The sequence below is a fragment of the Breoghania sp. genome (genome assembly GCF_030066895.1).
Classification (GTDB): Bacteria; Pseudomonadota; Alphaproteobacteria; order Rhizobiales; family Stappiaceae; genus Breoghania.
Genome location: NZ_JASJAV010000001.1, coordinates 121818 through 147509, shown reverse-complemented (window position 1 = coordinate 147509; position 25692 = coordinate 121818). Strand labels below are relative to the sequence as shown.

Below are 25692 nucleotides of genomic sequence, written 5' to 3'. Positions count from 1 at the left end.
TACTGAAGAAAATTCAGTAGCTTAGTGCGTCGAGCGGCGAGCGACATATTCGATGCCGACACGACCGATGCCCAGGTCATGCAGCTCGTGATCGGACAGCCGGGACAGCTCGGACACGGTGTGGTGATAGTTTTTCCAGGACCAGTACTTGCGGGCGAAAGTGTTCAACATGGTCATCTCCATCGGACTAAGACCGGGGCTGTCCGCTTCGATTGTTCTGCATCGGCGCCGCTGTAAACTCTATGATGAGTATCTAGGCGATTGACCGGTTTAGAGGCAGGTATTTGACTGCATAGCAGCCTTGCAAGCGACGATGGGCACATTAACGAGGTCTTACTAGGCATTATGCATAAAAATAATCACGTCGTATGTGGCATCTTACTTTTGGGCAACTTCAGGAAAAAGATACAAAAAACGCCCACCGGCGGGAGGAGGTGCCGGTGGGCGTTTCTTTACCGTGGGGCCTGGGAGGAGGTAGCCTCATAGACGCGAAACTGTTTAACCGGTTTACCCTTGTCTGTTTCTGTAATTTTTTGAACTAAAACGACTTTTCGGGTCCGGAGAAAGGCACTCGCCGGTGGGAGGAGGTAGCCCCATGGATGCAAACTCTCAGTTCTTCCCACTCCCGTGTCGCGTGCGGTGAACCGCATCTGCGCCTGCCGGGTGGTTTTGAAAAACGCCTGCCGGTGGGAGGAGGTACCGGCGGGCGCTTTTTCTCCGTGGGGCCTGAGAGGAGGTAGCCCTATGGACGCAAACCCTATGTCTCTGTCGCCTTAGCGCGAAGCGCGGCGGGTGATGAATTCGATATTCGTGCGGCCGATACCCAGATCGTGCAATTCACGGTTGGACAGCTTCAACAGCTCGTCGTAGGTGTCGCGATATTTCCGCCAGCTGCGGAACCGGTGCGTAAGCGTGTCGAGCATCGTTCATCTCCAGGCTTGCTCGCCCCGTCTGCCCACTTATTGCGGTGCAACGTGTTGTTGATGATCTCTACTTAAGCTAATCACGATTGAGCCGCGAGGGGGGCTCGCATAGCAGCTCTGCGTTTTTTTGCAAAGCAACAAAATGACGCAGGGATTTCCGTCCATCTGCGTCAGACTGCGCGGATTCGCGCAGTCGGAGAACTTCGTAAGGCATTACGTTCGCTGGATAAAATCCTTTTTAATATTATAACAGAAAATATGTTTCAATGCAATAATTATATCCGATCAGATGCAAAATTTTGTTCCCCGGAAGACGGTACGGAAGCGTCGGGCGGCTCAGCCAGAATCGCATCCTCTGCCGGGTGAGAGAACGGGGCTGATTGTCACCCGAAGCGGGCAGGTTCCCGTAAAGGATGCAAAAGTGAGTGTGATTGCGGTGAGTTCCCGCTCCTGGAAGGCGAGCCGGCTCTGGTCGCGGCGGATGTGGGGAGGCGGCATTTTCAGCTCCCGGAGCGGCCGATACCTCTCGTCCGGCTCCTCTTTCGACGGGAGAATCGGCCCTTTCGTACTGCAATGCGTCTGATGTGCAGTGCAAAATTTGGACTTATTGAATCAGCTGCATACGGCATCGCAGGCCGTTGGACGGCTTATCTGAGAGACGGGAGGCTCTAACGGAGGTGCGACAGAAAGCGCAGCCGCAATTCAGTGCCTTCGTTTGGGAAAAAATGGGTGCGGATGCCTGGATAAGGGGCGCGGGAGCGTCCCGTTCCGCGAAAGATTTGCCTTCAGGGCCTGTCGACTCTTCCCCGTCAGAGGGATTCGACTCGTTCCGTGTCGCGTCAAACGCTCTTCACGCGTCATCCCGGCGTGGATTGCCCGTCGGGGCCTGCAACGATGAAGAGCGCCTTGAAAGACGTGGTCCGCTCCCCTCTGTCGAACAGACTTGGGAAGTGGGGCAGGGGCATGTGCTCGGCGATCCCCTCTCCCGTGGGCGAGGGGATCGGGTCGCGCCGTGGCGTCCAACCGGGGCGCCTGCCTATTCGGCCGCTTCGCTCTTTTTCTTCGGGCGGCGTTCGAGCAGTTCCTTCAGGAACCGGCCGGTGTAGCTCGCCTTGACCTTGACCAGATCCTCCGGCCGGCCGCACGCAACGATCTCGCCGCCGCCGTCGCCACCTTCGGGGCCGAGGTCGATGAGCCAGTCCGCGGTCTTGATAACCTCCAGATTGTGCTCGATGACCACGGCCGTGTTGCCCTGATCGACGAGCGAGTGCAGCACTTCCAGAAGCTTGGCCACATCGTGGAAGTGCAGGCCGGTGGTCGGCTCATCCAGAATGTAAAGGGTGCGGCCCGTGGCGCGTTTCGACAGTTCCTTGGCGAGCTTCACGCGCTGCGCCTCACCGCCGGACAGCGTCGTGGCCTGCTGGCCGACCTTGATATAGCCAAGGCCCACTTCGCTCAGCGTCGTCAGCTTGTCGCACACCGAGGGAACGGCGGAAAAGAACTGCGCGCCTTCCTCCACCGTCATGTTCAGTACGTCGGCAATCGACTTGCCCTTGAACTGCACCTCAAGCGTTTCGCGGTTGTAGCGTTTGCCCTTGCAGACGTCGCAGGTGACATAGACGTCGGGCAGGAAGTGCATCTCGATCTTGATGACGCCGTCGCCCTGACACGCCTCGCAGCGTCCGCCCTTGACGTTGAACGAGAAGCGCCCCGGTGCATAGCCGCGCGCCTTGGCTTCCGGCAGGCCCGCAAACCATTCGCGGATCGGCGTGAAGGCGCCGGTATAGGTCGCCGGATTGGAGCGCGGCGTGCGCCCGATCGGCGACTGGTCGATGTCGATGACCTTGTCGAGGAATTCCAGCCCTTCCAGCTTTTCGTGCGGGGCCGGGTTGTCGCGCGCTCCGTTCAGGCGCCGCGCCACCGCCTTGTAGATGGTGTCGAGAAGCAGCGTGGACTTGCCGCCCCCGGACACACCGGTGATGCAGGTGAAGGTGCCGAGCGGGATTTCCGCATCGACATTCTTCAGGTTGTTGCCCGAAGTTCCGGTCACCTTCAGCCGCTTCTTCTTGGAGATCTTGCGCCGCTCCGTCAGCAGCGGCACTTCCAGATCGCCGGTCAGATAGCGCCCGGTCAGCGAATCCTTGCTCGCCATGATGTCGCCGGGCGTTCCTTCCGCGATGATCCGCCCGCCGTGGACGCCCGCACCGGGGCCGACGTCGATGACGTGGTCGGCGGTCAGGATCGCCTCCTCGTCATGTTCCACCACGATGACGGTGTTGCCGAGGTCGCGCAGTCGCTTCAGCGTTTCCAGAAGCCGGGCATTGTCGCGCTGGTGCAGGCCGATGGAGGGTTCGTCCAAAACGTAGAGAACGCCGGTCAGGCCTGAGCCGATCTGCGAGGCGAGGCGGATGCGCTGGCTTTCGCCGCCCGACAGAGTGCCGGAATTGCGCGACAGCGTCAGATATTCCAGTCCCACGTCGTTGAGGAATTTCAGCCGCTCGCGGATCTCCTTGAGAATGCGCGGGGCGATCTCGCTCTGCTTGGCGTTGAGCTGAGCGGGAAGGGCCTCGAACCACTCGGCCGCCTTCTTGATCGACATTTCCGTGACCTGGCCGATGTGCTTGCCCGCGATCTTCACCGCCAGCGCTTCGGGCTTCAGCCGGTACCCGCCGCAGGATTCGCACGGCCGGTCGGACTGATAGCGCGACAGTTCCTCGCGCACCCAGTTCGATTCCGTTTCCCGCCAGCGCCGCTCGATATTGCGCACCACGCCTTCGAAGGGCTTCGTCCGCTCGTAGCTGCGCGTCCCGTCGTCATAGGTGAAGGTGATCGGTTCGTTGCCCGAGCCGTAGAGGATCACGTCGCGCACCTTTTCCGGCAGATCGTCCCAAGGGTCGTTCATCGACACCTTGAAATAACGGCAGATGGCCTCGAGCGTCTGGGCATAACAGGGAGAGGAGGAGCCGATCTTGGCCCACGGTACGATCGCGCCGCCGCGTAGGGTCAGCGAGCCATCCGGCACCACCAGCGCGCCTTCGAAGGAAAGTTGCGTGCCGAGCCCGTCACAGGTTGGGCAGGCGCCGAAGGGGTTGTTGAAAGAAAAGAGCCGCGGCTCGATTTCGGGAATCGTGAAGCCGGAAACGGGGCAGGCGAACTTTTCGGAAAAGACGATGTGCTCATGCGTCTCGTTCTTGTTCTGCAGCACCACTCCTGCGTGTGCCGGTTCGTTCAGCCGGTCGGCCAACTCGGTAACGGCGATGCCGTCGGCAAGCTGCAGCGCGGTTTCCAGACTGTTGGCTAGCCGGTTGGCGATGTCGTGGTGCACGACCAGGCGGTCGACGACGACGTCGATATCGTGCTTGAGTTTCTTGTCGAGCGCCGGGGCTTCGGCAATCTCGTGGAACTCGCCGTCGATCTTGACGCGCTGGAAACCCTTTTTCATCAACTCGGCAAGTTCCTTGCGGTACTCGCCCTTGCGCCCGCGCACCATCGGCGCAAGCAGATAGAGGCGCGTGCCTTCCTCCAGTTCCAGCACCCGGTCGATCATCTGGCTCACCGTCTGGCTTTCGATGGGAAGGCCGGTTGCCGGCGAATAGGGAATGCCGATGCGGGCGAACAGAAGCCGCATGTAGTCGTAGATCTCGGTGACCGTGCCCACCGTGGAGCGCGGATTGCGCGAGGTCGTCTTCTGCTCGATGGAAATGGCGGGCGACAGTCCGTCGATCTGGTCGACGTCCGGCTTCTGCATCATTTCCAGGAACTGCCGGGCATAGGCTGACAGGCTTTCGACGTAGCGGCGCTGGCCTTCGGCATAGATCGTGTCGAAGGCGAGCGAGGATTTGCCGGAGCCGGAAAGCCCCGTCATCACCACCAGTTCGTCGCGTGGAATGTCGACGTCGACATTCTTCAGATTGTGCTCGCGCGCGCCGCGAATGGAGATGGACCGGGTGGCCTCGGATTTATGGTCCGGCATGAAGGCCTCCTTCCGGACGACAGCCCTGGCTGCCGCGCAGTTTGATAAATCAGTACGTCCCGGCCGCCGTCCTCGGCACGTCGGCCAGCTTCATCGGCAGGATGGGGTGGCGGGCAGGAATGCACTCTTCTCCCCGCCGCTTCAAGTGGGAGATTTTCCGGGTCTTTCAACACTGCATGTTCGTCATTCTAGACGAGGACAAAAAAGAACGAATGCGAATTGCGAGGTATTGAGAAATTTACATAAAAATCACAGTGTAATTAATTCAAATTACACATAAGTTATTCCTACGAAAATAAATCCGCCAAATTTCAAAACGACGTAGCGTGATATGCGCGATAATCTATTGTTTGGAAAACAAAAACGGATTCTCTTAAATATATGTGATGCTAAATAAATAATCGAGGTGATGGTGAGCCGAGCTAACAGACCCGTGCGGCGCTGGGGCACACAGGAACGTCTGCTTTCCACCTCTGTTCTTGCTGCTGCCGCAATTGGATTCTTGCCGGGTGCGGCTCATGCCGCCGACGGCGACAAATGGCAGGGACCTGCGGAATCGATCTTTCGCCCCGGAACCGACCGTGTCGGCGGTTCGGTGGAGGCCTTCGTGCCTCTCGGGCAGGATGAGGATTCGCTGTTCTTCCTCGATGCGCGCCAGGGCACATCCGATCTGGTCAACATTTATGGCAACTGGAGCCTCGCCGTTCGCCGTTCGCCGGATCATCAATCCCAACCTGATCCTTGGCGGCTACATCTATTCCGATGCCACCTTGAAGGACGGCAACAGCTTCTTCGCCACGACGCTGGGCGTGGAAGCGATGACGCCGAATTTCGACGCGTGCTTCAACTTCTATGTGCCGATTATTGGTGCGAAGGACAGCGGCGGCACCGATACCTCCAACGTTTCGATCATTAGCAACCGGTTTGTCGAGGAGACGATCGACACGCTGCTGCGCGACAAGCCGATGTGGGGATTCGACACCGAAGTCGGTGTGAAGATCCCCGTTTCACTGATCCAGGGCGACGATCTGCGCCTTTATGCCGGGGCCTATCACTATTGGGCCGATGATGTGCGCAACGTAACCGGCGGGCGCGGCACGCTGAATATGCGCTGTCCGACGTGTTCGGCATCGAGGGATCGACGCTCTCGCTGGGCGGTACGGTCTCCTATGACAATGTCGACCGTACCTCTTTGATGGGTGGAATCCGTCTGCGTGTGCCCTTGCAGGCGCTGGCGGGCGGGGAAAGCTCTCGCCCGACTCTGTCGCCGCTTGAGGAGCGCATGACGGCGCGCGTGCGGCGCGATCTCGATATCCGGCTCGGCGAGGAGGAAGTGGGCGGCGGCGGAACCGTGACGCGGTTTGCGCAGGACGCCTCCGGCACCGAATACGGCTACATCTATTATGCAGATGGCGACGGGACGCTCGGCAGCGGCAGTGCGGACGATCCGACCTCGCTGGACGATGCCGTCACCAACGCCACGGCCGTGAGAGCATTGACCACCGGCGGTATCATCGTGGTCGACGGCCAGGCGGGCACGATCACCACGACGGGCGTGACCTTGCAGGACGATTAGACGGTGATCGGCGCGGGTGGATCGCTGACGGTGCTGTTGTCTACGGGGCAGACGGTTTCCGTCGGTCTTTCCGGCACGACCGGCACGGTGCAGGACATGGGCGCGAGCCCTGTTTTCACGCTCGGCAACGACAATACGCTTACCGACTTCACGATCGACGGCGGCACGACCGGCGTTTCGGGCAGCGGTATCGACGGGGTGACCCTGTCCGGGCTCACGGTCACCGGTTCCAGCGGCAACGGTCTGGATTTCTCCGACACGACCGGCGACATCTAGATTTCGAACAGCACGATCGGCGCGGCGAGCGGATCGGGCGACGAGGTCGGCGTCGAATGTCGAGAGCCTTGCGATCTCCGGTTCCACGATTACCGGCGGTGCTACCGGCTCGGCCATCGACGTGGATACGGGGGCAAATGACACCGCGCTTGCGATCGATTCCTCGACGCTCGCCACGACGGGCGGTGTCGCGGTGGTCGATGCAAACGGCTCCACCGGGGCGGGCACGCTCACCACCACTTCGCTTTCGGGCAACACGGTGCTCGGCGGCAATGGCGGGGACGGTGGCATCACCTTCGGCAACCTGAATATCGCCAATTCCGGTGCGACGGGCGATTACGGCCTGTTCATTCAGGATTCGGGCTCGGGCTTCAATTTCGGCACGACCGGCGGCTCGATCGATTCCGTGGGCGGCACGGCGGTCAAGATCGACCCGGTGACGACCGACGTCACGCTGTCCTAGATCACCTCCACCAATGCCGACGGCGACGCCATCATTCTCGATCGCGTTTCGGGCGCCTTCAACGTGATCGGTCAGACGACGATCACCACGCCGACTGGCCGGGGCGTCGTGATCACCAATTCCGACGGGGACATCGCCTTCGGCGACGTTGATATTGACACTCCGGGCACCGGCGGCATTTACGGGTCAGGCAATTCCGGCGATATCACCTTCGGCGACGTCACGATCAGCAATCCCGGCTTCTTCGGTATCGACTTCGAGAACGCCAATACCGGCCAGGCCGTGTTCGGCAGTACGGTCATCTCCGGTCTGACTGGGGGCACGGTTGGGCTGGATCTGACCGACGGCGGCACGACCACGTCGGCCAATGTGATCTGCGGCTCGCTTTCCATATCGGGTACGGGCGGCACCGGTATCGACATGACCGGCTCCACCAATTCCGGCAATGTTGGCACCACCGGCATGGGCACCATGACCGGGCTTGATCTCGGCGTGGACCTGACTAATGCCGCGATTACCGGTGTCTTCCAGTTCGGTGACGGCTCCAATCTGGACGGCGACGGCGTGGCGTCCTCGATCGACGCCACGACCCCGATCGTCGTCACCGGTATGAGCAGCGGCACCTACAATTTCAATGACGTGGACCTGATCGGCGATACGTCGGGGCTGATCACCAGTCAGACGGTCTACTACGCCGATGCCACGGGAACCGGCATCGGCGACACGATCAACGATCCCGCTTCGCTGGCCGACGCGGAAGCCTCGGGCGCGGATGTCATCGTTCTGGTCAACTCCAACGGCACGACGGCCGATACGCTCACGGTCACCGGCGACGGCACGTTCACGCTGGACGACGACCAGGACCTGATGAGCTTTGCCGCCAGCGACATGATCTCGCTGACGGGCGGGGCTCCGGCGAACCTGTTGCTCTATGGCGTCTCCACGGATATCAGCAATCCCTATAGCGGCTTCGCGCCGACGCTGACGAATGCCACGGCGGTGGCCGATACGGTCACGCTTGGCAACGGCAACATCGTTTCGGGCGTCAGTCTGACGAATGATGGCGGCACGGGCGGTGCTGCGATTTCCGACAGCAGCATCACGAGCGTCACGATTTCCGCGACGACGATCTCGGGTGTGGACGATACCGGAATCGATCTGGACAGCGTCGGCGGGTCGATCACGATTGCCGATACGACCGTCTCCAATGCGGGCGGCACCGGGCTCTTGGTGGATGGCGGAAGTCAGAACATGACGCTCGGGATCGATCTGAGCGCATCCGCCGACACGGGCCTGCTGATTGGCAACCGCACCGGCGGAACCATCACTTATTCCGGGATGATCGATGAGACTGACGGCGTCGACCGGGGTATAGACATAAACAGCAACACGAATTCGTCGTTCCTGTTTCAGCAATCCGTCGATATCGTCAGCGACGGATCGAAAGAGGGGGGCTCCTCAGCAATACGGGCGGTTCGGTGTTGTTTACCGGGGGGCTCTCGGTTCAGAGTGATCAAGGCTATGCGTTCTACGCAAGCGGTATCGAACTCAACATCTCCGGGGCGTCGAACACGTTGGCCGCGACGTCGGCGGCGGGTCTTATCCTCGATACCGTCAGCACGTCGAGCGGTATCACCCTGGCATCGGTGTCGAGCGGGGGGCTTGGGCTCGGGATCAACGACAATTTCGGCATTTACGTGGACGGACTGTCAGGTGCCGGCAGATTGAATATCGGAACCGCGGCTCTGAGCGATGTCGACACGGCCGGGCTCTATCTGCAGGTCATCACGACGACGGGGGCGTTCACGATCGACACCCTCGATATCGACGATGCCACAAGCTACGGCGTCAGAAGTGTCGGCGGGAACACGGCCGAGATCAATCTCGGTTCGGGCGCAGGCAGCCTGTCGGTCGACGGTATGCCGGTCGGGCTGTCTTTCGAGGTCTCTCACGGCGATGTCAATCTCGGCGCCGGTACGGGCGGTCTGCAACTGCGCACGAACAGTGCGATCGGTGGTGACGGCATAGCCTTTGGTGCGAACAGCACCGGCACCTTCAATATCGGCAGTTCCGGCGCCTCTTCCCGGGTCGCAGTGACCTCCGGATCGGCTTCCGCCGACGGGATCCATTATCTCAATTCCGATGCGGACGTCACCGTGACGGATGTCGCGATTTCCGGAGCCGGCGGCTACGGCGTGCTGATCGCCGATGATGACGGCACGGGACAGGTCACGCTGACCGGCGCCAATACCATCGACGGAACGGCGCTTGGCGGTGTCTCAGTTAGCGGCGCGAATGTCTCGCTGTCCGGGTTCACCATCGGGGGAACGAGCGCGGTTACCGGGACGGGCGTTTCGATTGTCGACAGCGGGCTGGAAATCGTCGCCGGCCTCAGCTCCGTCACCGTCTCCGATGTCTTGGCCGCAGGTTTCGATATCGACGGCTCTGGCGGCGGGTCGATCACGCTCACGGACTTTTCGAACAATTCCGTCGTCAACGCAGGTGCGGGCGGCGTTTCGCTCGATACGGTCACCTTCGATGCAGATGGCGGTACGGCAGGCGGTGGGGATGCCGATTCCACCGGCGATACGGTCTCCGGCGGCTCGCTTCATGTCGGGCAGGGCGGCACGGTCACGGGCGCGGGCGTCACCTTTACCAACGTGTCGGGCGACGTGTCCTTCGGCGCGGTCGATATCGCGTCGATCGGCGATGCCTTCACTGTTACCGGGACCGGCGCGCTTGATGCGGGCGCGGGCACCGGCTTCCAGTTGGGCGCGATGTCGGGTGTGATCAGTTCATCAACAGAATTAGGTGTTTACTTCGATCTCTTCACGGCAAACGTGACGCTGACCTCGATCACCTCCAATGGTGGACAGGGGCTTGTGCTCGACGGGATCGGCGGGTCGTTCACGGTGACCGGCAACGTCACGGTGAACGGGGCGACGGCCAATGGCGTCGATATCTCCAATTCGTCGGCCACCGTCGATATCCAGTGCACGACCACGGTCACCAGCCCCGGCGGCGATTGTGAGTTTCACGGGCGATGCCAATTTCCCCGCTGCCACGATCTACATTTTCGTCTCCGCGACGGCGACGAACGGGGCGGGCGACGGCAGCTTCGGAAATCCCTATTCGGTGTCGGATGCCGATGCGATCAGCACCAGCGATGCGGCCTTCGTGTTCCTGGACGGATCTTATGACTTCGCGACGCTGAACGGCGGCAGCTGACTTCGCCACGCTGAACGGCGGCAGCGCCTTCACGCTTTCCGGCGACCAGATCGCGCAGGGCCTCGTCTTCTCCAACGAGGTCACCTACGGCATCACCCAGCTTGCCAATATCATCGGTGACTTCGGCATTAGCCTCGGCGGGACGGTTACCGGCACGGGCAGCCAGGAATTCACCAATACCGGCAATGCGACGGTGTTCGACCTGCAGGGCAACAACCGGCTGAGCTATATCTCGGTGGATGCGGGCGTAATCACCGGCGATGCGGTGACGGCGACGAGCCACAGCGGGGCGATGACGATCGAGGTGGTGGAGGCAAGCAGTTTGGTCGCCTCAAGCTCGCTGTTCTCCTTCTCCAGCCTGACCGGCGGCGTTTTCGTTCAAAACAGCCAGGTCTCCGTCAGCCAGCGCACATTGTTCGAAATCTCGGGCGGCACGGCGGCCTATACCTTCACGGCCGGAACGATCCCGACCACGACGAGCGCGGCGGGCTTCTTGTCGACGATCGGTACGGCGACGCTCCTCGACATTCCCGGCACGACGGTAGGTAGCGTCACCGCGACGGGGCTCTCCTCGCAGGGCACCGGTTCCGCGTTGGTGGCCGACGATAACGATGCGACCATCGATTTCGTGGGCCTGACGGCGACGGACCATTCCAGCTCCACTTCCGTGCTCGATATTGATACCGGCACGGGCGGTTCGACCGGAGCGATCAGCTTCAATGCGACGACCGATTTTGCGACCGGCAATACGGGCACAATCTTCGAGATAGGGGCGGGCACGCGCAACGTGGATGCGAGTGCGGTCGATTCCATTCTCTCGGTGAGTGCGGGAACGAGCGGGCACGTCTTTTCGATCACCGGCCAGTCGGCGGGCACGATCAGCTTCGGCAACATCACCTTCGACGGCACGATCGGCCCCACCTCGAACCGCATCATCAACGCAACCGGCATGACCGGCGGCAACCTCTCTTTCGGGGCGCTTGCGGTTGGCCAGAATACGGCGACGGATGCGGGCGACTATGTGGCGAATTTCGCCGGGTCGGCGGGTTCCGTCAGCTTCGACGATCTCGACATTCAGCTCGTCACGGGCGACGGTCTGGCGGTCAACGGGTTGACGCTGGCGATCGCTGGGACGGCTTCGTTGAATTCCGGCGATGAGCAGGCGCTGAACCTCACCGATACGGTGATCAATTCCGCAATCGCCTTCTCCGATCTCCGCACCGAATTCAGCAACAACAGCACCGATGCCCGTATCGTTCTCGACGGTGTGTTGGGCAGCGGCTCCCTGACCGCGACAAACCTCAGTATCGCGACCGGCGACGCGAGCGCGATCACGCTGACCGACACCATCACCACGGGCGCGATCACGCTGTCGAACGTCTCGATCACGTCGCATGACGATGTGTCGAGCGATGCGGCGATCGCCTCCACCGGCGGTCACACGGTGACGCTGAATACCGGCACAGGCGCCAGCGGACTTGAGATCGACAGTGTCGTATCGGGAACGGCGGCGGGGCTTTCCTTCACCGGCAGCCACGGGAACGTCAATGTCGGTACGGGCACGGCGGGCATGCAGCTCGGTGCAAGTGTCGCGCTGGTGGAGGCCGGGATCACGCTCAGCGCGGATTCCACCGGCACCTTCTTTTTCGGCAATGCATCGGCCACGAACGTCATCAATGCGGGGGGCAACAACACAGCCGCTGCGGTCGTCGTCTACGCCTCGTCGGATGCGGATGTGACGCTCAACAGCGTCGATATCAACGGCGCCGGCTCGGCGGCGAGCGGCATTTCGATTGCGGATGACGATACGACCGGCTCCTTCACCATGGCCGGGACGAATACGATCGACGGTTTCGGAACAGACGGCATTTCGGTTGCGGGCGGCAATGCGACCATCGCCAATGTCACGATCGGCGGCACGACGGTGGCCGGGGACGACGGTGTCGATATCGTCGACGGCGTGGCCGACACCTTTGTCGCGCTGTCGAACGTCACTGTGACGGATGCCACTGGCACGGGCATCACCATCGACGGCTCGACGGCGGTGGGCACGCTCTATGTGACCGATTTCTCCGGCTTGACGGTTTCTTCGGCAGGCGCGGGCGGCATCCTGGTCGATACGGTCTCCTTCGATTCCGATACCGGAACTGCGGAGTTGCAGGCGGTCGATGCGAGTGTCGCGATCGCCGTCGGCGTGGATGGCTCCAACCGGGTGACGGGCGATGGTCTGCGCTTCGACAGTGCTGACGGTACGCTCAATCTGGGGGCAATCGACGTCTTCAACGACAGCGGCACTGGCCTTTATGTCGATGCCAAGGCGACCACCTTCACGCTGACCAACGACGTGGCGACCAGCACGGTCGAAACCACGAATGGTCAGGCCATGTATCCGGATCCGCTGTCGGCGGACCTGACCTTCGACACGGTGTCTTCGACCAATTCGACCAATACCGGCGTGACCTTCGACGGGGTGACCGGCGTGGGGACCGGGTCCAACGCGGTGACGATCGGCACGCTGAACATCACTACCGCTGGTATCGACATCTTCAATGGGTCGGACGCGTCATTCACCTTCTCCAATGCCAACACCACGACATCGTCCGATGCCGGTCTCGTTATTTTCAATGCGAATGTGGCGGCGTTGATCTTCGGCGGTTCGATCACCCAGACCGGCGCTCACTCCGCGATCAACATCTCCAGTGCGATCGGCGGAATTCACAATATTTCCGCGGACATCACGGCAAGCAGCTCCAATGCGGATGCGATCACCATCGCCTCCACCGGAACGTTCAATTTCTCCGGCGATCTCGATCTCACCACCACGTCGGGCGACGGGTTCTCCATGTCGGGCGGCACGTTGTCAGTGACGGGAACGAACACATCAGTCGCCACGTCGATCGGCACGATCCTTAATCTGTCGAGCATGGCGATCGGCGCATCGGGCGTCACCTTCGACACGCTCTCGGCCTCCGGCACGGTTGCAACCAACGCGATCAGCCTCACCAACGTCTCCGGTTCCGGCGCCATCTCGGTGACGGGTGTCACCACCATCGCCGATCCCACGACGACCGGCGTTCTCGTCTCCGGCACGCTCGCCGCCGACGTGACGTTTGCCGATCTCAATATCTCGCTCAACAGCGACAACTCGGTCGGCGCCGATCTTTCCGGAGCGACGATCAACGCGGACATCACCGCGGGTGACTCCGATCTGACGAGCAGCAGCGCGACGGGGACGACGGGCGTCGATCTCGGCGGGACGATGGGGACCGGAACCATCCAGCTCGGCGACACAAGTGCCGGCGGCGGCGATGCAACGATCGTGGGTACGGCGGGCAATACGGGTGGTCCGGCCGTGGGCGTCCTGTTCACGTCGGCTACCAATGTCACCTTCGTCTTAGGCGACGGCGAGAGTTCCACCGATACCGGCTCGTCGATCACGGCAGTCACGCCGGTCGATGATGACGGCTCGGGGCTTCCTTCAAGCGGCAGCTACAATTTCCTCGATGCGACTCTGACGGGTGATATGAGCGCGCTGTCGGGGGCGAGCTATTTTGTGGTCGATACGAGCAATACCAGCGGTTCGGGAACCTTCGCGGATCCGGGATCGGTGACGGAAGCGGAAACTATCGGTGGATGTGGTCGTGGTGATCGATACGACTATCGACAGCAGTTCCACGACGCTTGATCTGGGCAGCGGCGCCTTCGATCTCGATGCGGACCAGATCCTGACCGGCCTTGTGGCCGGCGAAAGCTTCGACCCGTTGTCCTACGTCCTGTCATCGGGCGCGCCTGCCGCCTTTCAGTTCTCTGGCAGCTTCTCCAGCGCGATTTCGGCGCCCAACACCGGCACCATCGATTCCGTCGATGCGACGATCACCTCCTCGGGAACCTCGACGATCAACTTCAATACCGGGGGTGGGAGCGTCGTGGATGGAGTCGTTGCGGCCAACACCAGCAGTTCCGCGTCGTCCACTGTTGCGCTCGGTGGGCAGATCAACGGCTCGGCCACGGTCAACAATTCCACGTTGACCCATTCCGGTTCCGGCCACGGCATCTATCTGACCCAGTCGTTGGGCACGACATTCACCACCACGTTCTCGTTCGACAACAACACGATCGCGACCGGCACCACCTTGAACGATCATGCCCCTATCACGATCGAAAGCTCGGCGACGACATCTGCCGGCGTGATGTCGGGTACGATTTCCAACAACACGATCTCCGGCAGTCACTACGGCATCTATATCCATCAGAATTCCGGCTTCGACGGCCAGACGACGATGGATATCGATACAAAAAACATATCAAATACGATCAATGGTATTTTCGTCTATCAGGAAGGCGTGGGACGTGCGGATCTGACGATCACGAACAACACGGTCAGTTCGCCGCTCGACGTGGTTTCCAACGGCATCCTGTTCTTCGTCGGCAATTCGACGGCCCCGACGGTCTGCGCCGACGTTACCGGCAATACGCTGACCTCCGGATCCAGCGGAAACTCAGTCTACTTCGATACCTATCCGTCGACCTCGGTCATCCTGCCCGGTTACGCGGGTGGTTCGACGAGCGAGGCGAATGTGCGCATCTTCGTGGATGGAAACAACACGGCGACCGTCAACTCTTCTGACATCTTCCTCGACTTCGGCGCGACGGTTGTCGACGGCAAGTGTACGCTTCCCTGACGGGACCTTTCCGGATGAGCCAACGCATGCGCCCTGGCGTATTCGAAGGGCGAAAATGAACGCAATTCGAGTAAATGTGTAGAAAATATGATGCGTCGCATTCGGGGTGCGATGAGTAATTTAACGAATCAATTAACTCCCGCTGCGACAGGTTGGAATATGTTTCGCGAAAGAGGTGCTTCTACCCTGTATTTTAAAGATATTATTTAAGTGTGGTGGGAGGACAAGGCTTTATGGCCGAGCTTTTTTAGCGGAAATCAAGATTATCGGGTTCAACTTTGCGCCGCGCGGTTGGGCTTATTGTGACGGGCAGATCCTGCCGGTCAACCAGAGCCAGTCGCTCTACTCGCTCCTGGGCACGACCTAAGGCGGTGACGGGCGAACGGCCTTCGCGCTGCCGGATCTGAGAAGCCGGACACCCATTCACGTGGGCAACGGTCATACCCTGGGACAGAAGGGCGGCGAGGAAACCGTGACGCTCTCGGCCGCGCAGATGCCTGATCATACGCACTTTGTCTATGCATCCGCGACGGACTCCAACCAACGCTTGCCGGATGGAACGGTGTTGGCGAAATTTCCGGGTCTCTATGCCGAGCCGAACAGCTCTCCCACGGATCTCCGCGCCGGCACGGTCGAGAACACGGGCGGCGGTCAGGCGCACAACAACATGCAGCCTTACCTGACGTTGGGCTTCTGTATCGCCCTGCAGGGGCTTTTTCCGTCGCGCAACTGAGGGCGGGCAATCATGTCGGAGCCATTCGTGGGAGAGGTCCGCATGTTTGCGGGCAATTTCGCGCCGCGAGGCTGGATGTTTTGCGATGGGCAGCTTCTGGCTATCAAGAATGATGCGCTGTTCTCGTTATTCGGAACGATCTATGGCGGCGATGGGCGGACGACGACGGCACTGCCGAACATGGAAGGGCGCGCGCCGATGCATCCGGGCCGCGGACCCGGGCTGACGTCGCGACGGCTGGGCAGAGGACCGGCGTTGAGACGATCACGCTGACGGAAGCGCAGATGCCCAATCACAGCAACACGGCGAGAGGGTATTCGGGGGGCGCGGGGGCGGGCGTGCCGAGCAACGCGACGGCGTTCGCCCGTGCCAACAACAATGTCTATCAGACGAACACAACGGACGAATCTGGTCCCCATGGCCTGGGAATCCCTGAATGATATCGGGGGATCGCAGGCGCACGAAAATGTTCAACCCTATCTCACGCTGAATTTTATTATCGCATTGGTGGGCCTCTATCCTTCGCGAAGCTGACGCGCGCCGAAGGGAGGAGAGGCAGACAAGCTCAAGGGGAGCGATATGGATATGGTCGATAAGGCAGCCGTGACCGGGGCAGAGGAAGACGTCTTTGCCGTCCTAGAGGAAAATGTCGGCGTGGTACCGTCGAACGCCCCGGCCATGCTCGAACTTCATTCGAGCCGGCTGGAGGCGCGGATTCCGGTCGCCGTCACGCAAGCCTTGCCCGGAGGTGGCAATCGGCTGGTGACGACCATCCAGCCGACGGCGGATGCTCCGTTTCCGCCCGCCGGTGATGCCCGACCGGTCAATGACGGTGTCTATGATCCGGTGCTTGCCGCATCGCTGGCGGCGGACGGGCGTATCTGCCTGGCGGCGGTTCGCGCGGCCGACAAGGGCGTCGATCTGATCGTGCAGCATGCGGGCGAGTCCGCGGCTGGGCCGGGACCGGATGCGGCCATCGTCGGAAACTGGGATCCGCCGATCGATCTCGGACGGCCCGATGAAGCCGGTTTCAAGGTTCTCCAGCTTGGTCTCGATGCGCAGGGACGCATCGCGATCTTCGGCGTCTCTCAGGCGGGAGAGGTGTGGTGGCGCGACAAGAACCCGCCGGACGTGGTGAATTTCCATAACGCCGCCGGGCACGACCGAGCCCATCACCATTACAGTGCCGGAACTCCGCCCCGCCGAGTCGCCTTTCAGCGTGTGGCAGAAGCTTGGCGGCGCGGTCGTATCTAATCTCGTGCTGATTCGCGATTACGGAAACCGGATCGAGCGGCGATCTCGTCTTCAACGAGCCGGAGATCATGAAGCCGTCGTCGCCGAATGACTGGTACGGCTGGCAGGCGGTGGGCGAGGGCGGTCTGGTGCCGTTCACGGACCTCGCCGCTTCCATCGATGAGAACGGCTCGATGAACGTTTCCGCCGTCGACAGCCAGACCGAGGTTTCCCACGCCAAGCAGCAGGTGGCGAGCGGCCGGTTGTGGACTGGCTACACCCACCTGGGGCTGACGCTGGCCGGGCTCGGCGCGGTGGCGGCGGGGCTCGACGGCAACGGAAACGTGGCCCTGGGCTCGGTCAATGGGGACGGTGTGGTCTGGACGACGCAGGAGCGGACTGCCCTCAGCGCCCGCTGGAGCGGCTGGCAGCCGAGCGCTCATGCGCCGCGCACGTTGGCTCTGACCTTCCAGGCCAGTGCGCACGGAACGCTCGCGCTCTTCGATCTGACGCCGCCGGATGTGGAAGGCGGTTCGGTCTGGATGATCGGGCAAGCGGGGCTCGATTCAACGGAATGGAGCGCGCGTACCACGACCCCGTTCTTCAGGGCATCACGGCCATGACGGTCGTTCGCGATGTGAGCGTCAGGCTGGACTGAGTCATGTCGATCGATGCTGGGAATGGGGCACGGGGCGCCGTCAGATCCGGTGTCGGAGGGAGACGCGAGTTGTGAATGAGTTGATCGAGTTGCCGAGGGCCGCGTCCCTCGGCCTGTCCTTCCGTGCGATCCAGTCTTCGGATCAGGATTTCCTGCGCAATCTCTACGCGTCGACGCGCGTGGACGAGATGGCGCTCGTTTTCTGGTGAAGGAACAGCGCGATCACTTTCTGGCCATGCAGTTCGAGGCGCAACACGCGCATTACATGCGCCACTACGGCAAGGCGGCCTTCTGGCTGATCGAACGGTCGAAGGAGCCGGTAGGTCGTCTCTATCTCGACGAGTGGGAGAATGAACTCCGGCTGATCGACATTGCCCTGATGCCGGAACATCGCGGCCGGGGGCTCGGCGGCGCTATGCTGGCCGATGTCATGTCGGCGGCCGTCTCCCGTGGCAAGGCGGTGCGCGCGCATGTCGAGAAGTCCAATCCGGCACAACATCTCTATGCGCGTCTCGGATATCGCGTCATCGAGGACAAGCAAGTCTACGACCTGCTGGAATGGTACTCGAAAGCGGGCGCGGAGCAGCCGGACGGGATGCCGCCGGGGGCCGTAGGGCTGGCGTTAGGTGCTCGGAAGGTCGCTGTCGGGCGGGGGCTTTCTGCGGTGTTTGGCCCGCAAATGGTATCGGGGCCTCGCAAAATTCTCCGCTAGTCATCCTGGCCTACGAGCCGGGATCCATTCCATGATCTATCTGCATGGAATCCGGTTAGATTATTCTTGTATATCAGCACCTTACCGAAATGATCCATCACTGCATGGATTGCCGGTCGGAGCTGGCAGTGACGCGGAAAACGTAGTTGGAATAACCTGAGCCCCTTTCGAGTCGGCCACTCAGGTGAACACGGCCTCGTAGGCCATGGCTTCGCCGAGCGGTCCGAGGGGAACGAGTAACAGCTGGAGATCGCCCAGGGCCGGGTGGTGCAGCGTGAAAAGTTGCTGGGCGAGTTGCTCCTCTTCCGAATTCAGGAAGATCAGCGAGAAGGCGCCTCCCTCGCGCACGGCCATGCCCAACGCATTGGCTTCGTGCAGCACCAGATCCATCTCGCCGGATTCCACCTTTACGCGAAAGGTTTCCCCAACCAACGGAGTGAATGCGCTCAGTTCCAGCGTGGTGAGGTCTGTCATGGCGGGTCTGTCGATAACCTGTTTCAAGACGATAGTTTAGTATCGTTTGAGGGTGACCTTAGGGCAAGCCGCAAGCTTCGCCTCTGCGCGCGAAATCGGAAGGAGGTTTTCGTTCGGGCTGCTTTAGTGCGGTTTGCGGCGGGGGCGTGCGGATGGCCTCGAAGGTGTTTTCCACCACCGAATCGAAGTCGCCGTGATAGAGCCCGGTCAGGAAAAGCAGCGTCTGGGCGGCTTCGCCCTCGAACTCCCAGCGGCAGGCATCGAAGCTGCATCCCCGGATCTTGGGAGGTTCTCCGCCTCGATAAATCAGGTGGCAATCGCGAAATGTGCAATTGTCCAGGCTGCGTCCATCTATCACGACCGTTTCCTTGAGGAAGTGCCTGCCCGAAATCGTCTTTTGGGTTTCGCTCACACTTTTGCTCCAATAGCCTGCGGCGCGTTCCGCCCGATTGCACCAAGCGTCAACGGATCATATCCGCGCCGCTTCCGCAACCGGTTCGCAGCGCGCGTGGCAAGGCCGCTTCTCGACCGCGTTCGGCGGTTCGCGTGGAACGGCGTGACCGGGAACGGGGCAGCAAGGTGCAGGGGGCGCAGCGGAAGAATTGTTTAAACGTGGAATTTCCGGTTCAGGAGCAGATCTCATGACGGACGAGAAGAGCGCGGCAGGCGCGAAGACGAAGGGCGGGAACGGCGCAACGCCGGGGGAAGCCGCCAGGGGCGGCGCGACGCGGAGCATCATGCCGCTTTTCTATTCGGCCCCGGAAGCGCTGAACCCGGAACGCCACGCGGCCCTGGGGCTCGATCCCGGCGAGGATGTGGGCTTCGCTGCCAAGACCCAGGCCATCCCGATCACTCTGGCCGAATTCCCGGCAGCGTGCCGGACCTATCCGATCGTGTTCGTGGGTGCCGGCACGCCGCAACCGGTGGCGATCGTCGGTCTGCATCAGCACGAAAACCTGTTCATCGACGTGGATGGGCGCTGGGCGGCCGGGGCCTACGTGCTGGGCTATGTGTGCCGCTACCCCTACATTCTGGTTCGAGAGATCTCGGGCGAGAATTTTGCGCTGTGCGTCGACCGGGCAAGGCCGCGGTTGCGTGAAGGTGGAGAAATGCCGTTTTTCGTGGACGGGAAGCCGTCTGAATGGACGGAAAAGGCGCTGGAATTCTGCGCTGCCTTCCAGCGTCAGGCTGGTGCGACGGAGGCTTTCGTCAAGCGGCTGCAGGAACACGAGTTGCTGGTGCCGAACCAGGCCCAGTTCACGATGAAGAGCGGCGATACGGTGCGGATCGCGGATTACTCCGTGATCGACGAGTGCAAGCTCCAGTCTCTGCTCGATGAGATCTATCTGCAGCTTCGCAGCGAGGGGTTGATGGCAGGCATCTACTGCCAGCTGATCTCCAGCCAGTCCTGGGGCGATCTGGCGCGCAGGGCCCAGGCGGGAATGTGAGCTTGTCTCCGGCCCTCAGGCGGCCGGAACGCTCTGGAATATAGAGAACAAGGCAAACCGCCCCTTCCTCGCATAAGGACAAGTGGCGGTTTCATTTTCTGCGTCTGTTGAGATGAGAGGCGCGCTTACTCGCCGAAACTGGCGACGTGCTGATAGGCGTCGGCGAACCCCTTGAGGGAGACGGGAATGGTTAGTTTCTGACGCTTTCCGCTCTCAAAGGAAACCTTGAGCTGATTGCCCTTTTGCAGCGACTTCAGCAGATCGTCGCTGACCTCGGTCACCGCATAGGCGCCGTTGGCGTCGCTCGTCTCCACCTCGACGGGCTGCTTCTTACCTTCGTCCACGGCGATGTTGACCCCGCCGGGAAGAAGACGCCGTGCGGCAGGCCGACGATCATGCGCAGATGCTCGGCCTTTTCCTGCTTCTGGACGGCGATGGTGAGGAGGCGCTTGCCCGTCTTCTTCATCGCGAGCGTCTGTACCATTTGGCACTGGCTGCCCTTTCCGCCAGCCGAATCGGAACATGACATCGACCACAGCCGCTGCGGTTCCTTGTCCGACGTACTCGCGGAATTTCCCTGCGCGGCCGTCTGGGCCAGTGCGTCGGACGCGCCGTTCAGCACGAGGCCTGCCGCCAGAAAAAGGGCGGTCATTGCGGGGCGGAACGACGAGCGAGATTTCATTCGAAATCTTCCAAACATAATTTTACGGATGCGAGTATTCGGGCGCACCCTATAGGAACGGATCCCCCGATGGAATGATCGGCTTAATTCGGTTTGTTTCACGATTTCGTTCGCGATGTGGCGGGGCGCGCTTGACTTGCTGGGGTAATAAGAACGAACGTAGAGCATATGTGCCGTATACGGCACCACACCGTTGTGGAAAAACACCCGGAATCTTGCGTGGGAGCTGTTGCGAGCGTTTAGGCTTGGCGGGAGACCTTCGGCGCGCGGCCTCCGACAGTGGGCTGTTGCGACGGCGCAGCCAGTGGGCTGTTGCGACGGCGCAGCTGTGGCAAAGCAGCGGCGTCGGGTTGCGTTGGAGCGGCGGCTCGCGTACTGCCGACGCGGCGGAGGAAGCAGAACGTTTGGATTCGAGCGTGTGAAGCGGCTGATTCGTGCGACCAACATGCCTTGTCGGGCGCCGCAGACGATGGCGTCCCCTGGCGAGCTTGAGCGAATGGAACGGAGTCAATCATGGCTGGAAGCGTCAACAAGGTCATTCTGGTCGGCAATCTCGGGGCCGATCCGGACATTCGCCGTACGCAGGACGGTCGGCCGATTGCGAACCTGAGCGTTGCCACATCGGAGAACTGGCGCGACCGCAATACCGGCGAGCGTCGCGAGCGGACCGAATGGCACCGCGTGGTGATCTTCAACGAGGGTCTTTGCAAGATCGCCGGGCAATACCTGAAGAAGGGCTCCAAGGTTTATCTCGAAGGCCAGCTTCAGACCCGCAAGTGGCAGGATCAGAACGGCCAGGACAAGTACACCACCGAGGTGGTCCTGCAGGGCTTCAACTCCGCACTGACCATGCTTGACGGGCGCGGCGAAGGCGGCGGCTCGTTCGGCGGCGGCCAGGGCGGTGGATCCGACTTCGGACGTTCGCGCCCGGCCGATCAGGGCTATGGTGGCGGGCAGCAGGGCGGCGGCTACGGCGGTCAGTCCCAGGGCGAGCAGGGCGGCGGCTCCCGCCCGATCGCCGACGACATGGACGACGAGATCCCGTTCTGAGCCGACCACTTCGGCTTCAACGGCAAAAGAGCTTCAGGACGGCGCGCTGTCACGGCGCGCCGTTCGTCGTTCTGGACGCGGTGTGGGCCTCAGCGCCGACGTTCATTCGCGATGGTGGGCTTGTCGCATGAGGCGCGGGCTTCCTTTATAGAGGGCCCATATCTCTCCACCGTCATTCCCCGGCGAAGTCCGGGGAATCCATCGCGTTCGGCAGATGCTGTCACCTGCTGGATTGCCCGGACGAAGCCGGGCAATGACGACCGTGAACGTGTCGGGAGTGGCTTGGTGCGATTCACGCGAGGCCCTGAGCTAGGCGTCGGGGTACTTCTCGCCGGTTCCGTTATCCGGCTTCGAGCTGGCTTCCCCTTTACCGCTTTCGACGTGTCCGGCCGCATTCGCACAAAAAAAGGCCCGGTTTCCTTTCAAAGTCGGGCCAAGTGTCGCGATTAAGGCAAGAGGTTACTTCGCGACCATCAGTTCCGGCAGAGGCGTATCGTCGGTTGACGCCGGAAGAAGCGGGTAGTCCACGTCGGGCTGCTCGCCGGTGAGGGTGTCGAGGAAGGCGACGATGGCGTCGATCTCTTCTTCGTTCAGTTCTTCGCCTGGGCTGTGCCCATCAGCGACATGGCCTGCTTCAGGTTCCAGACGTTGCCGGAATGGAAGTAGGGCGCGGTGAGCACGAGGTTCCGGAGCGGCGGGGCGCGGAAGACGTATTGATCCGTCGCGGTATCGGTGACCGCGAAGCGGCCCTTGTCGTTGCGCGGCAGGATATTGGCACCGAGCTGTTCCACGACGCCGAAGGGATAGTAGTCGTTGCCGCCGATGTTCACACCGTTGTGGCAAGCCACGCAGCCCTTATCCATGAAGATCTGCAGGCCCTTCTTCTCGTGATCGGTGAGAACATTCGCATTGCCTTCCAGATACTGATCGAACCGCGCAGACGGCGTGATCGGGGTCGTTTCAAAGGCTTCGATCGCCTTGGCGACGTTGTCGAAGGTGACCGGATCTTCTTCGCCCGGGAAGGCGGCCGCGAAGGCGTCCACATAGGTCGGCATGGACTTCAGAACCTTCACCACGCGCTCGGGCTTGGAATTCATTTCCACGCCGGCCTGGATGGGGCCCTTGGCCTGGGTCTTCAGGTCTTCGGCGTGTCCATCCCAGAACTGGGCGACTTTGAACAGGGCGTTGAGCACCGTGGGCGCGTTGCGCGGTTCCTTCTGCCAGCCGTGGCCGACGGAGGTGGACAGGCCGTTTGCGCCGCTGAGGTCGACATTGTGGCGGGTGTTGCACGACAGGAGATGGCTCGACGACAGACGCGGATCGAAATACAGCATCTTGCCGAGATGCACCTTGTCGTGGATGATCGCGTTGTCTTTCGGAGCGGGTACGACGGTCGGGATGGCTTCGAAATAGGACTGGGCGTCCTCCAGCAAGCTGTCTTGCGCTAAAGCCGGTGCCGCCGTGGCCGTGAGCACGACCGTAAGCGATGCGAGTAGGCGTTTCATGGAAAGGGCCCCTTTCTGGAACGTACGGGCGGGCCGGAACGGTAAGGCGTCGGGCGCCGTGCCGCTACGAGCGGGAAGGATCTGTACGTAGGGGCAACGGGTCTGACGTGCGCAGGACAACACCGCAGCGCAGGGGCGTTCTGTGAGATAGATCAACTAAATTCTTTAAATCGACCAATTCTAAAGAGCGGGAATTCGCCCGGTTTTTCAATGAGGGCTGACTTGGCGTCAATTTCGGGGGCGAATTTTCGGTTAAAAAGACATGGTAACAAATTACTTTTTTGCAAGATATTGTTTTAACGTGCTTTTCCGGAAATATTCCGCTTGACGTGTTGAATGTGTCTCTATATTACCTCCACCGATCCTGCGGAGGCTGGGCGTCGCGTTCCTGTGGCAATTCGCGCCTCCGCGCAAAGTGCAATCGTCCGGTCCTGGAGTGCCATCCGGGCCTCTTGATCCGGACACCGTCATCTCGGATGCGAGTCATGAAGACCTATTCTGCCAAACCGGCGGACATCGAGAAGAAGTGGATTCTGATCGACGCCGAAGGGCTTGTCGTCGGCCGCCTCGCCTCGCTGATCGCCATGCGCCTGCGCGGCAAGCACAAGGCGACGTATACGCCGCATATAGATTACGGCGACAACATAGTCGTCATCAATGCCGGCAAGGTTGCTCTTACGGGCAAGAAGTACGGCGACAAGAAATATTACTGGCACACCGGTCACCCCGGCGGCATCAAGGAGCGCACCGCGCGCGGCATCCTTGAGGGTCGTTTCCCGGAGCGTGTCCTGGAGAAGGCCGTGCAGCGCATGATGCCCGGCGGCCCGCTGACGCGTACCCAGCTCAAGAACCTCCGGATCTATTCCGGTTCCGAACACCCGCATGATGCGCAGCAGCCCGAGAAGATCGACGTTGCTTCCTTCAATGCCAAGAACGCGAAGAGGAGCTGAGCATGGCTGAAGTGCAATCCCTTGAGGACCTGGGAGAGGCCATCGGCACCACCGCTGAAGCAGCTGCTCCGGTCCATGAGAAGCAGGGCGATGCGCAGGGCCGCTCCTACGCAACCGGCAAGCGCAAGGACGCGGTGGCCCGCGTCTGGGTGAAGCCGGGCACCGGCAAGATCACCATCAACAAGAAGGACTTCACGGCCTATTTCGGTCGTCCGGTTCTTCAGATGATTGTTCGTCAGCCGATCGTCACCGCCGATCGCGATGGCCAGTACGACATCATCGCTACGGTTTCCGGCGGCGGCCTGTCCGGCCAGGCGGGTGCGATCCGTCACGGTATCTCCAAGGCGCTCACCTACTACGAGCCGGAGCTGCGCAGCGTCCTCAAGAAGGACGGCTTCCTGACCCGCGACAGCCGTGTCGTCGAGCGTAAGAAGTACGGCAAGGCCAAGGCCCGTCGGTCCTTCCAGTTCTCCAAGCGCTAAGCGCCGACGGAACTGCTCTTTACGAATTCAAGAAAACGCTGCACTTCGGTGCAGCGTTTTTTTTATGCTCGCTCGTCAGCCGGGGAGGAGGCCCATGAGCGATCTTCATACACCGCCGTCCGATCTGCCCAGACCTGTCGATGACGGCGGGGCGGATCATCTGACGGGCCTGCGTCTGCCCGCGGTCGCGTTGCCGGCGACTTCAGGTTCGGCCGTTGATCTCTCGAAGATCGGCGGTCGCGTGGTGGTCTACTGCTATCCTATGACCGGGCGGCCCGGTGTCGCCTTGCCCGAAGGCTGGGATACGATCCCCGATGCGCGGGGCTGCACGCCGCAGAACTGTACCTGGCGCGATCATCACGGCGAGCGGAAGGCGTTGGGGGCCGAGGTCTTCGGGCTGAGCGTTCAGACGATCGACTATCAGCGCGAAATGGTCGAGCGGCTGCACCTGCCGTTCCCGGTCCTGTCGGATTCGGACGGCGCATTTCGCCGGGCGCTGGATCTCCCCACTTTCGAAGCCGCAGGCATGACGCTCTTGAAGCGACTGACCTTTATTGCTTGTGACGGCGTGATCGAGGCTGTTTGCTATTCCGTCTTTCCCAGTGATGCCGATGTGGCCTGGGTTCTGGAGCGGCTTTAGGAGG

The 25692-nt window shown here is 61.3% G+C and carries 26 protein-coding genes and 1 pseudogene; 20 read left to right on the top strand and 7 right to left on the bottom strand.

The window, feature by feature from the left end; translation table 11 throughout:
- Positions 1 to 21: 21 nt before the first annotated feature.
- The 3 genes from QNJ43_RS00820 to uvrA form a co-directional block, all read right to left on the bottom strand.
- Complete coding sequence (locus tag QNJ43_RS00820; RefSeq protein ID WP_300466600.1) at positions 22 to 171, bottom strand: DUF1127 domain-containing protein; 150 nt, start codon at positions 169 to 171, stop codon at positions 22 to 24.
- 602 nt (positions 172 to 773) lie between these two features.
- Entirely contained in the window at positions 774 to 923 is a 150-nt protein-coding gene (locus QNJ43_RS00815) for a DUF1127 domain-containing protein (protein ID WP_300466598.1), read from the bottom strand.
- A gap of 1036 nt (positions 924 to 1959) precedes the next feature.
- Positions 1960 to 4896: an excinuclease ABC subunit UvrA gene (uvrA, locus tag QNJ43_RS00810; RefSeq protein WP_300466596.1), complete on the bottom strand. Its 2937-nt coding sequence runs from the start codon at positions 4894 to 4896 to the stop codon at positions 1960 to 1962.
- Positions 4897 to 5579: 683 nt separating this feature from the next.
- On the opposite strand from uvrA, the gene QNJ43_RS00805 reads away from it, so the two are divergent.
- The 15 genes from QNJ43_RS00805 (at position 5580) to QNJ43_RS00740 (ending at position 18457) form a co-directional block, all read left to right on the top strand.
- Positions 5580 to 6092 (top strand): hypothetical protein, encoded by a 513-nt coding sequence (locus QNJ43_RS00805; RefSeq protein ID WP_300466594.1) that lies wholly within the window; start codon positions 5580 to 5582, stop codon positions 6090 to 6092.
- Positions 6089 to 6472, top strand: a complete 384-nt coding sequence (locus QNJ43_RS00800) for a hypothetical protein (RefSeq protein ID WP_300466592.1) — start codon at positions 6089 to 6091, stop codon at positions 6470 to 6472. Before QNJ43_RS00805 ends, QNJ43_RS00800 begins: the two co-directional genes overlap by 4 nt.
- A gap of 3 nt (positions 6473 to 6475) precedes the next feature.
- Positions 6476 to 6748, top strand: a complete 273-nt coding sequence (locus QNJ43_RS00795) for a hypothetical protein (protein ID WP_300466590.1) — start codon at positions 6476 to 6478, stop codon at positions 6746 to 6748.
- Between the two features lie 121 nt (positions 6749 to 6869).
- The gene (locus QNJ43_RS00790; RefSeq protein WP_300466588.1) at positions 6870 to 7211 is read left to right on the top strand and encodes a hypothetical protein; all 342 of its coding nucleotides are present in this window, start codon (positions 6870 to 6872) and stop codon (positions 7209 to 7211) included.
- A gap of 63 nt (positions 7212 to 7274) precedes the next feature.
- Complete coding sequence (locus QNJ43_RS00785; protein WP_300466586.1) at positions 7275 to 8939, top strand: hypothetical protein; 1665 nt, start codon at positions 7275 to 7277, stop codon at positions 8937 to 8939.
- On the top strand, positions 8936 to 10411 hold the full coding sequence (locus QNJ43_RS00780) for a hypothetical protein (RefSeq protein ID WP_300466584.1): 1476 nt from the start codon (positions 8936 to 8938) through the stop codon (positions 10409 to 10411). Before QNJ43_RS00785 ends, QNJ43_RS00780 begins: the two co-directional genes overlap by 4 nt.
- A gap of 221 nt (positions 10412 to 10632) precedes the next feature.
- Entirely contained in the window at positions 10633 to 14124 is a 3492-nt protein-coding gene (locus tag QNJ43_RS00775) for a hypothetical protein (protein ID WP_300466582.1), read from the top strand.
- Positions 14084 to 15121 carry a hypothetical protein gene (locus QNJ43_RS00770; protein ID WP_300466580.1) on the top strand — a complete coding sequence of 346 codons (1038 nt, stop codon included), beginning with the start codon at positions 14084 to 14086 and terminating at the stop codon, positions 15119 to 15121. Before QNJ43_RS00775 ends, QNJ43_RS00770 begins: the two co-directional genes overlap by 41 nt.
- Positions 15122 to 15296: 175 nt before the next feature.
- A complete protein-coding gene (locus tag QNJ43_RS26535; RefSeq protein WP_346432795.1) occupies positions 15297 to 15488 on the top strand; it encodes a tail fiber protein in 192 nt (63 codons plus the stop codon).
- A 60-nt stretch (positions 15489 to 15548) separates the two neighbouring features.
- Positions 15549 to 15854 carry a hypothetical protein gene (locus tag QNJ43_RS00765; protein WP_346432794.1) on the top strand — a complete coding sequence of 102 codons (306 nt, stop codon included), beginning with the start codon at positions 15549 to 15551 and terminating at the stop codon, positions 15852 to 15854.
- Positions 15855 to 15866: 12 nt separating this feature from the next.
- A complete protein-coding gene (locus QNJ43_RS00760) occupies positions 15867 to 16127 on the top strand; it encodes a tail fiber protein (protein WP_346432793.1) in 261 nt (86 codons plus the stop codon).
- 306 nt (positions 16128 to 16433) lie between these two features.
- A complete protein-coding gene (locus QNJ43_RS00755) occupies positions 16434 to 17108 on the top strand; it encodes a hypothetical protein (protein WP_300466576.1) in 675 nt (224 codons plus the stop codon).
- Between the two features lie 68 nt (positions 17109 to 17176).
- On the top strand, positions 17177 to 17710 hold the full coding sequence (locus QNJ43_RS00750; RefSeq protein WP_300466574.1) for a hypothetical protein: 534 nt from the start codon (positions 17177 to 17179) through the stop codon (positions 17708 to 17710).
- Positions 17711 to 17816: 106 nt separating this feature from the next.
- A complete protein-coding gene (locus QNJ43_RS00745) occupies positions 17817 to 17954 on the top strand; it encodes a hypothetical protein (RefSeq protein ID WP_300466572.1) in 138 nt (45 codons plus the stop codon).
- Complete coding sequence (locus QNJ43_RS00740) at positions 17951 to 18457, top strand: GNAT family N-acetyltransferase (protein WP_300466570.1); 507 nt, start codon at positions 17951 to 17953, stop codon at positions 18455 to 18457. The genes QNJ43_RS00745 and QNJ43_RS00740 overlap by 4 nt, the downstream gene beginning before the upstream one ends.
- Positions 18458 to 18637: 180 nt before the next feature.
- Here QNJ43_RS00740 and QNJ43_RS00735 read toward each other — a convergent pair whose 3' ends face one another.
- Entirely contained in the window at positions 18638 to 18931 is a 294-nt protein-coding gene (locus QNJ43_RS00735) for a hypothetical protein (RefSeq protein WP_300466568.1), read from the bottom strand.
- A gap of 58 nt (positions 18932 to 18989) precedes the next feature.
- Positions 18990 to 19343, bottom strand: a complete 354-nt coding sequence (locus tag QNJ43_RS00730; protein ID WP_300466566.1) for a hypothetical protein — start codon at positions 19341 to 19343, stop codon at positions 18990 to 18992.
- A gap of 229 nt (positions 19344 to 19572) precedes the next feature.
- On the opposite strand from QNJ43_RS00730, the gene QNJ43_RS00725 reads away from it, so the two are divergent.
- Positions 19573 to 20379, top strand: coding sequence for a SapC family protein (locus QNJ43_RS00725; protein WP_300466564.1), 807 nt, complete (start codon positions 19573 to 19575; stop codon positions 20377 to 20379).
- Positions 20380 to 20504: 125 nt separating this feature from the next.
- Here the strand turns inward: QNJ43_RS00725 and QNJ43_RS00720 are convergent.
- Positions 20505 to 20863, bottom strand: a pseudogene (locus tag QNJ43_RS00720) (invasion associated locus B family protein).
- Between the two features lie 711 nt (positions 20864 to 21574).
- On the opposite strand from QNJ43_RS00720, the gene QNJ43_RS00715 reads away from it, so the two are divergent.
- The gene (locus QNJ43_RS00715) at positions 21575 to 22111 is read left to right on the top strand and encodes a single-stranded DNA-binding protein (RefSeq protein ID WP_300466562.1); all 537 of its coding nucleotides are present in this window, start codon (positions 21575 to 21577) and stop codon (positions 22109 to 22111) included.
- Positions 22112 to 22701: 590 nt separating this feature from the next.
- Here QNJ43_RS00715 and QNJ43_RS00710 read toward each other — a convergent pair.
- A complete protein-coding gene (locus tag QNJ43_RS00710; protein WP_346432792.1) occupies positions 22702 to 23616 on the bottom strand; it encodes a cytochrome-c peroxidase in 915 nt (304 codons plus the stop codon).
- A 485-nt stretch (positions 23617 to 24101) separates the two neighbouring features.
- Between QNJ43_RS00710 and rplM the strand changes: the two genes are divergently transcribed.
- From rplM to QNJ43_RS00695, 3 genes are all read left to right on the top strand, one after another.
- Positions 24102 to 24566, top strand: coding sequence for a 50S ribosomal protein L13 (gene rplM / locus QNJ43_RS00705; RefSeq protein ID WP_300466560.1), 465 nt, complete (start codon positions 24102 to 24104; stop codon positions 24564 to 24566).
- Between the two features lie 2 nt (positions 24567 to 24568).
- On the top strand, positions 24569 to 25048 hold the full coding sequence (rpsI, locus tag QNJ43_RS00700; protein ID WP_300466558.1) for a 30S ribosomal protein S9: 480 nt from the start codon (positions 24569 to 24571) through the stop codon (positions 25046 to 25048).
- A 94-nt stretch (positions 25049 to 25142) separates the two neighbouring features.
- On the top strand, positions 25143 to 25688 hold the full coding sequence (locus QNJ43_RS00695; protein WP_300466556.1) for a peroxiredoxin: 546 nt from the start codon (positions 25143 to 25145) through the stop codon (positions 25686 to 25688).
- Positions 25689 to 25692 lie beyond the last annotated feature (4 nt).

What these genes read in the sequence shown, in the direction of transcription:
- QNJ43_RS00820 (WP_300466600.1), bottom strand. Translation starts at nt 171, where the DNA reads ATGTTGAACACTTTCGCCCGCAAGTACTGGTCCTGGAAAAACTATCAC.
- QNJ43_RS00815 (WP_300466598.1), bottom strand. Translation starts at nt 923, where the DNA reads ATGCTCGACACGCTTACGCACCGGTTCCGCAGCTGGCGGAAATATCGC.
- uvrA (WP_300466596.1), bottom strand. Translation starts at nt 4,896, where the DNA reads ATGCCGGACCATAAATCCGAGGCCACCCGGTCCATCTCCATTCGCGGC.
- QNJ43_RS00805 (WP_300466594.1), top strand. Translation starts at nt 5,580, where the DNA reads ATGGCAACTGGAGCCTCGCCGTTCGCCGTTCGCCGGATCATCAATCCC.
- QNJ43_RS00760 (WP_346432793.1), top strand. Translation starts at nt 15,867, where the DNA reads ATGTCGGAGCCATTCGTGGGAGAGGTCCGCATGTTTGCGGGCAATTTC.
- QNJ43_RS00755 (WP_300466576.1), top strand. Translation starts at nt 16,434, where the DNA reads ATGGATATGGTCGATAAGGCAGCCGTGACCGGGGCAGAGGAAGACGTC.
- QNJ43_RS00750 (WP_300466574.1), top strand. Translation starts at nt 17,177, where the DNA reads ATGAAGCCGTCGTCGCCGAATGACTGGTACGGCTGGCAGGCGGTGGGC.
- QNJ43_RS00735 (WP_300466568.1), bottom strand. Translation starts at nt 18,931, where the DNA reads ATGACAGACCTCACCACGCTGGAACTGAGCGCATTCACTCCGTTGGTT.
- QNJ43_RS00725 (WP_300466564.1), top strand. Translation starts at nt 19,573, where the DNA reads ATGACGGACGAGAAGAGCGCGGCAGGCGCGAAGACGAAGGGCGGGAAC.
- QNJ43_RS00715 (WP_300466562.1), top strand. Translation starts at nt 21,575, where the DNA reads ATGGCTGGAAGCGTCAACAAGGTCATTCTGGTCGGCAATCTCGGGGCC.
- QNJ43_RS00710 (WP_346432792.1), bottom strand. Translation starts at nt 23,616, where the DNA reads ATGAAACGCCTACTCGCATCGCTTACGGTCGTGCTCACGGCCACGGCG.
- rplM (WP_300466560.1), top strand. Translation starts at nt 24,102, where the DNA reads ATGAAGACCTATTCTGCCAAACCGGCGGACATCGAGAAGAAGTGGATT.
- rpsI (WP_300466558.1), top strand. Translation starts at nt 24,569, where the DNA reads ATGGCTGAAGTGCAATCCCTTGAGGACCTGGGAGAGGCCATCGGCACC.
- QNJ43_RS00695 (WP_300466556.1), top strand. Translation starts at nt 25,143, where the DNA reads ATGAGCGATCTTCATACACCGCCGTCCGATCTGCCCAGACCTGTCGAT.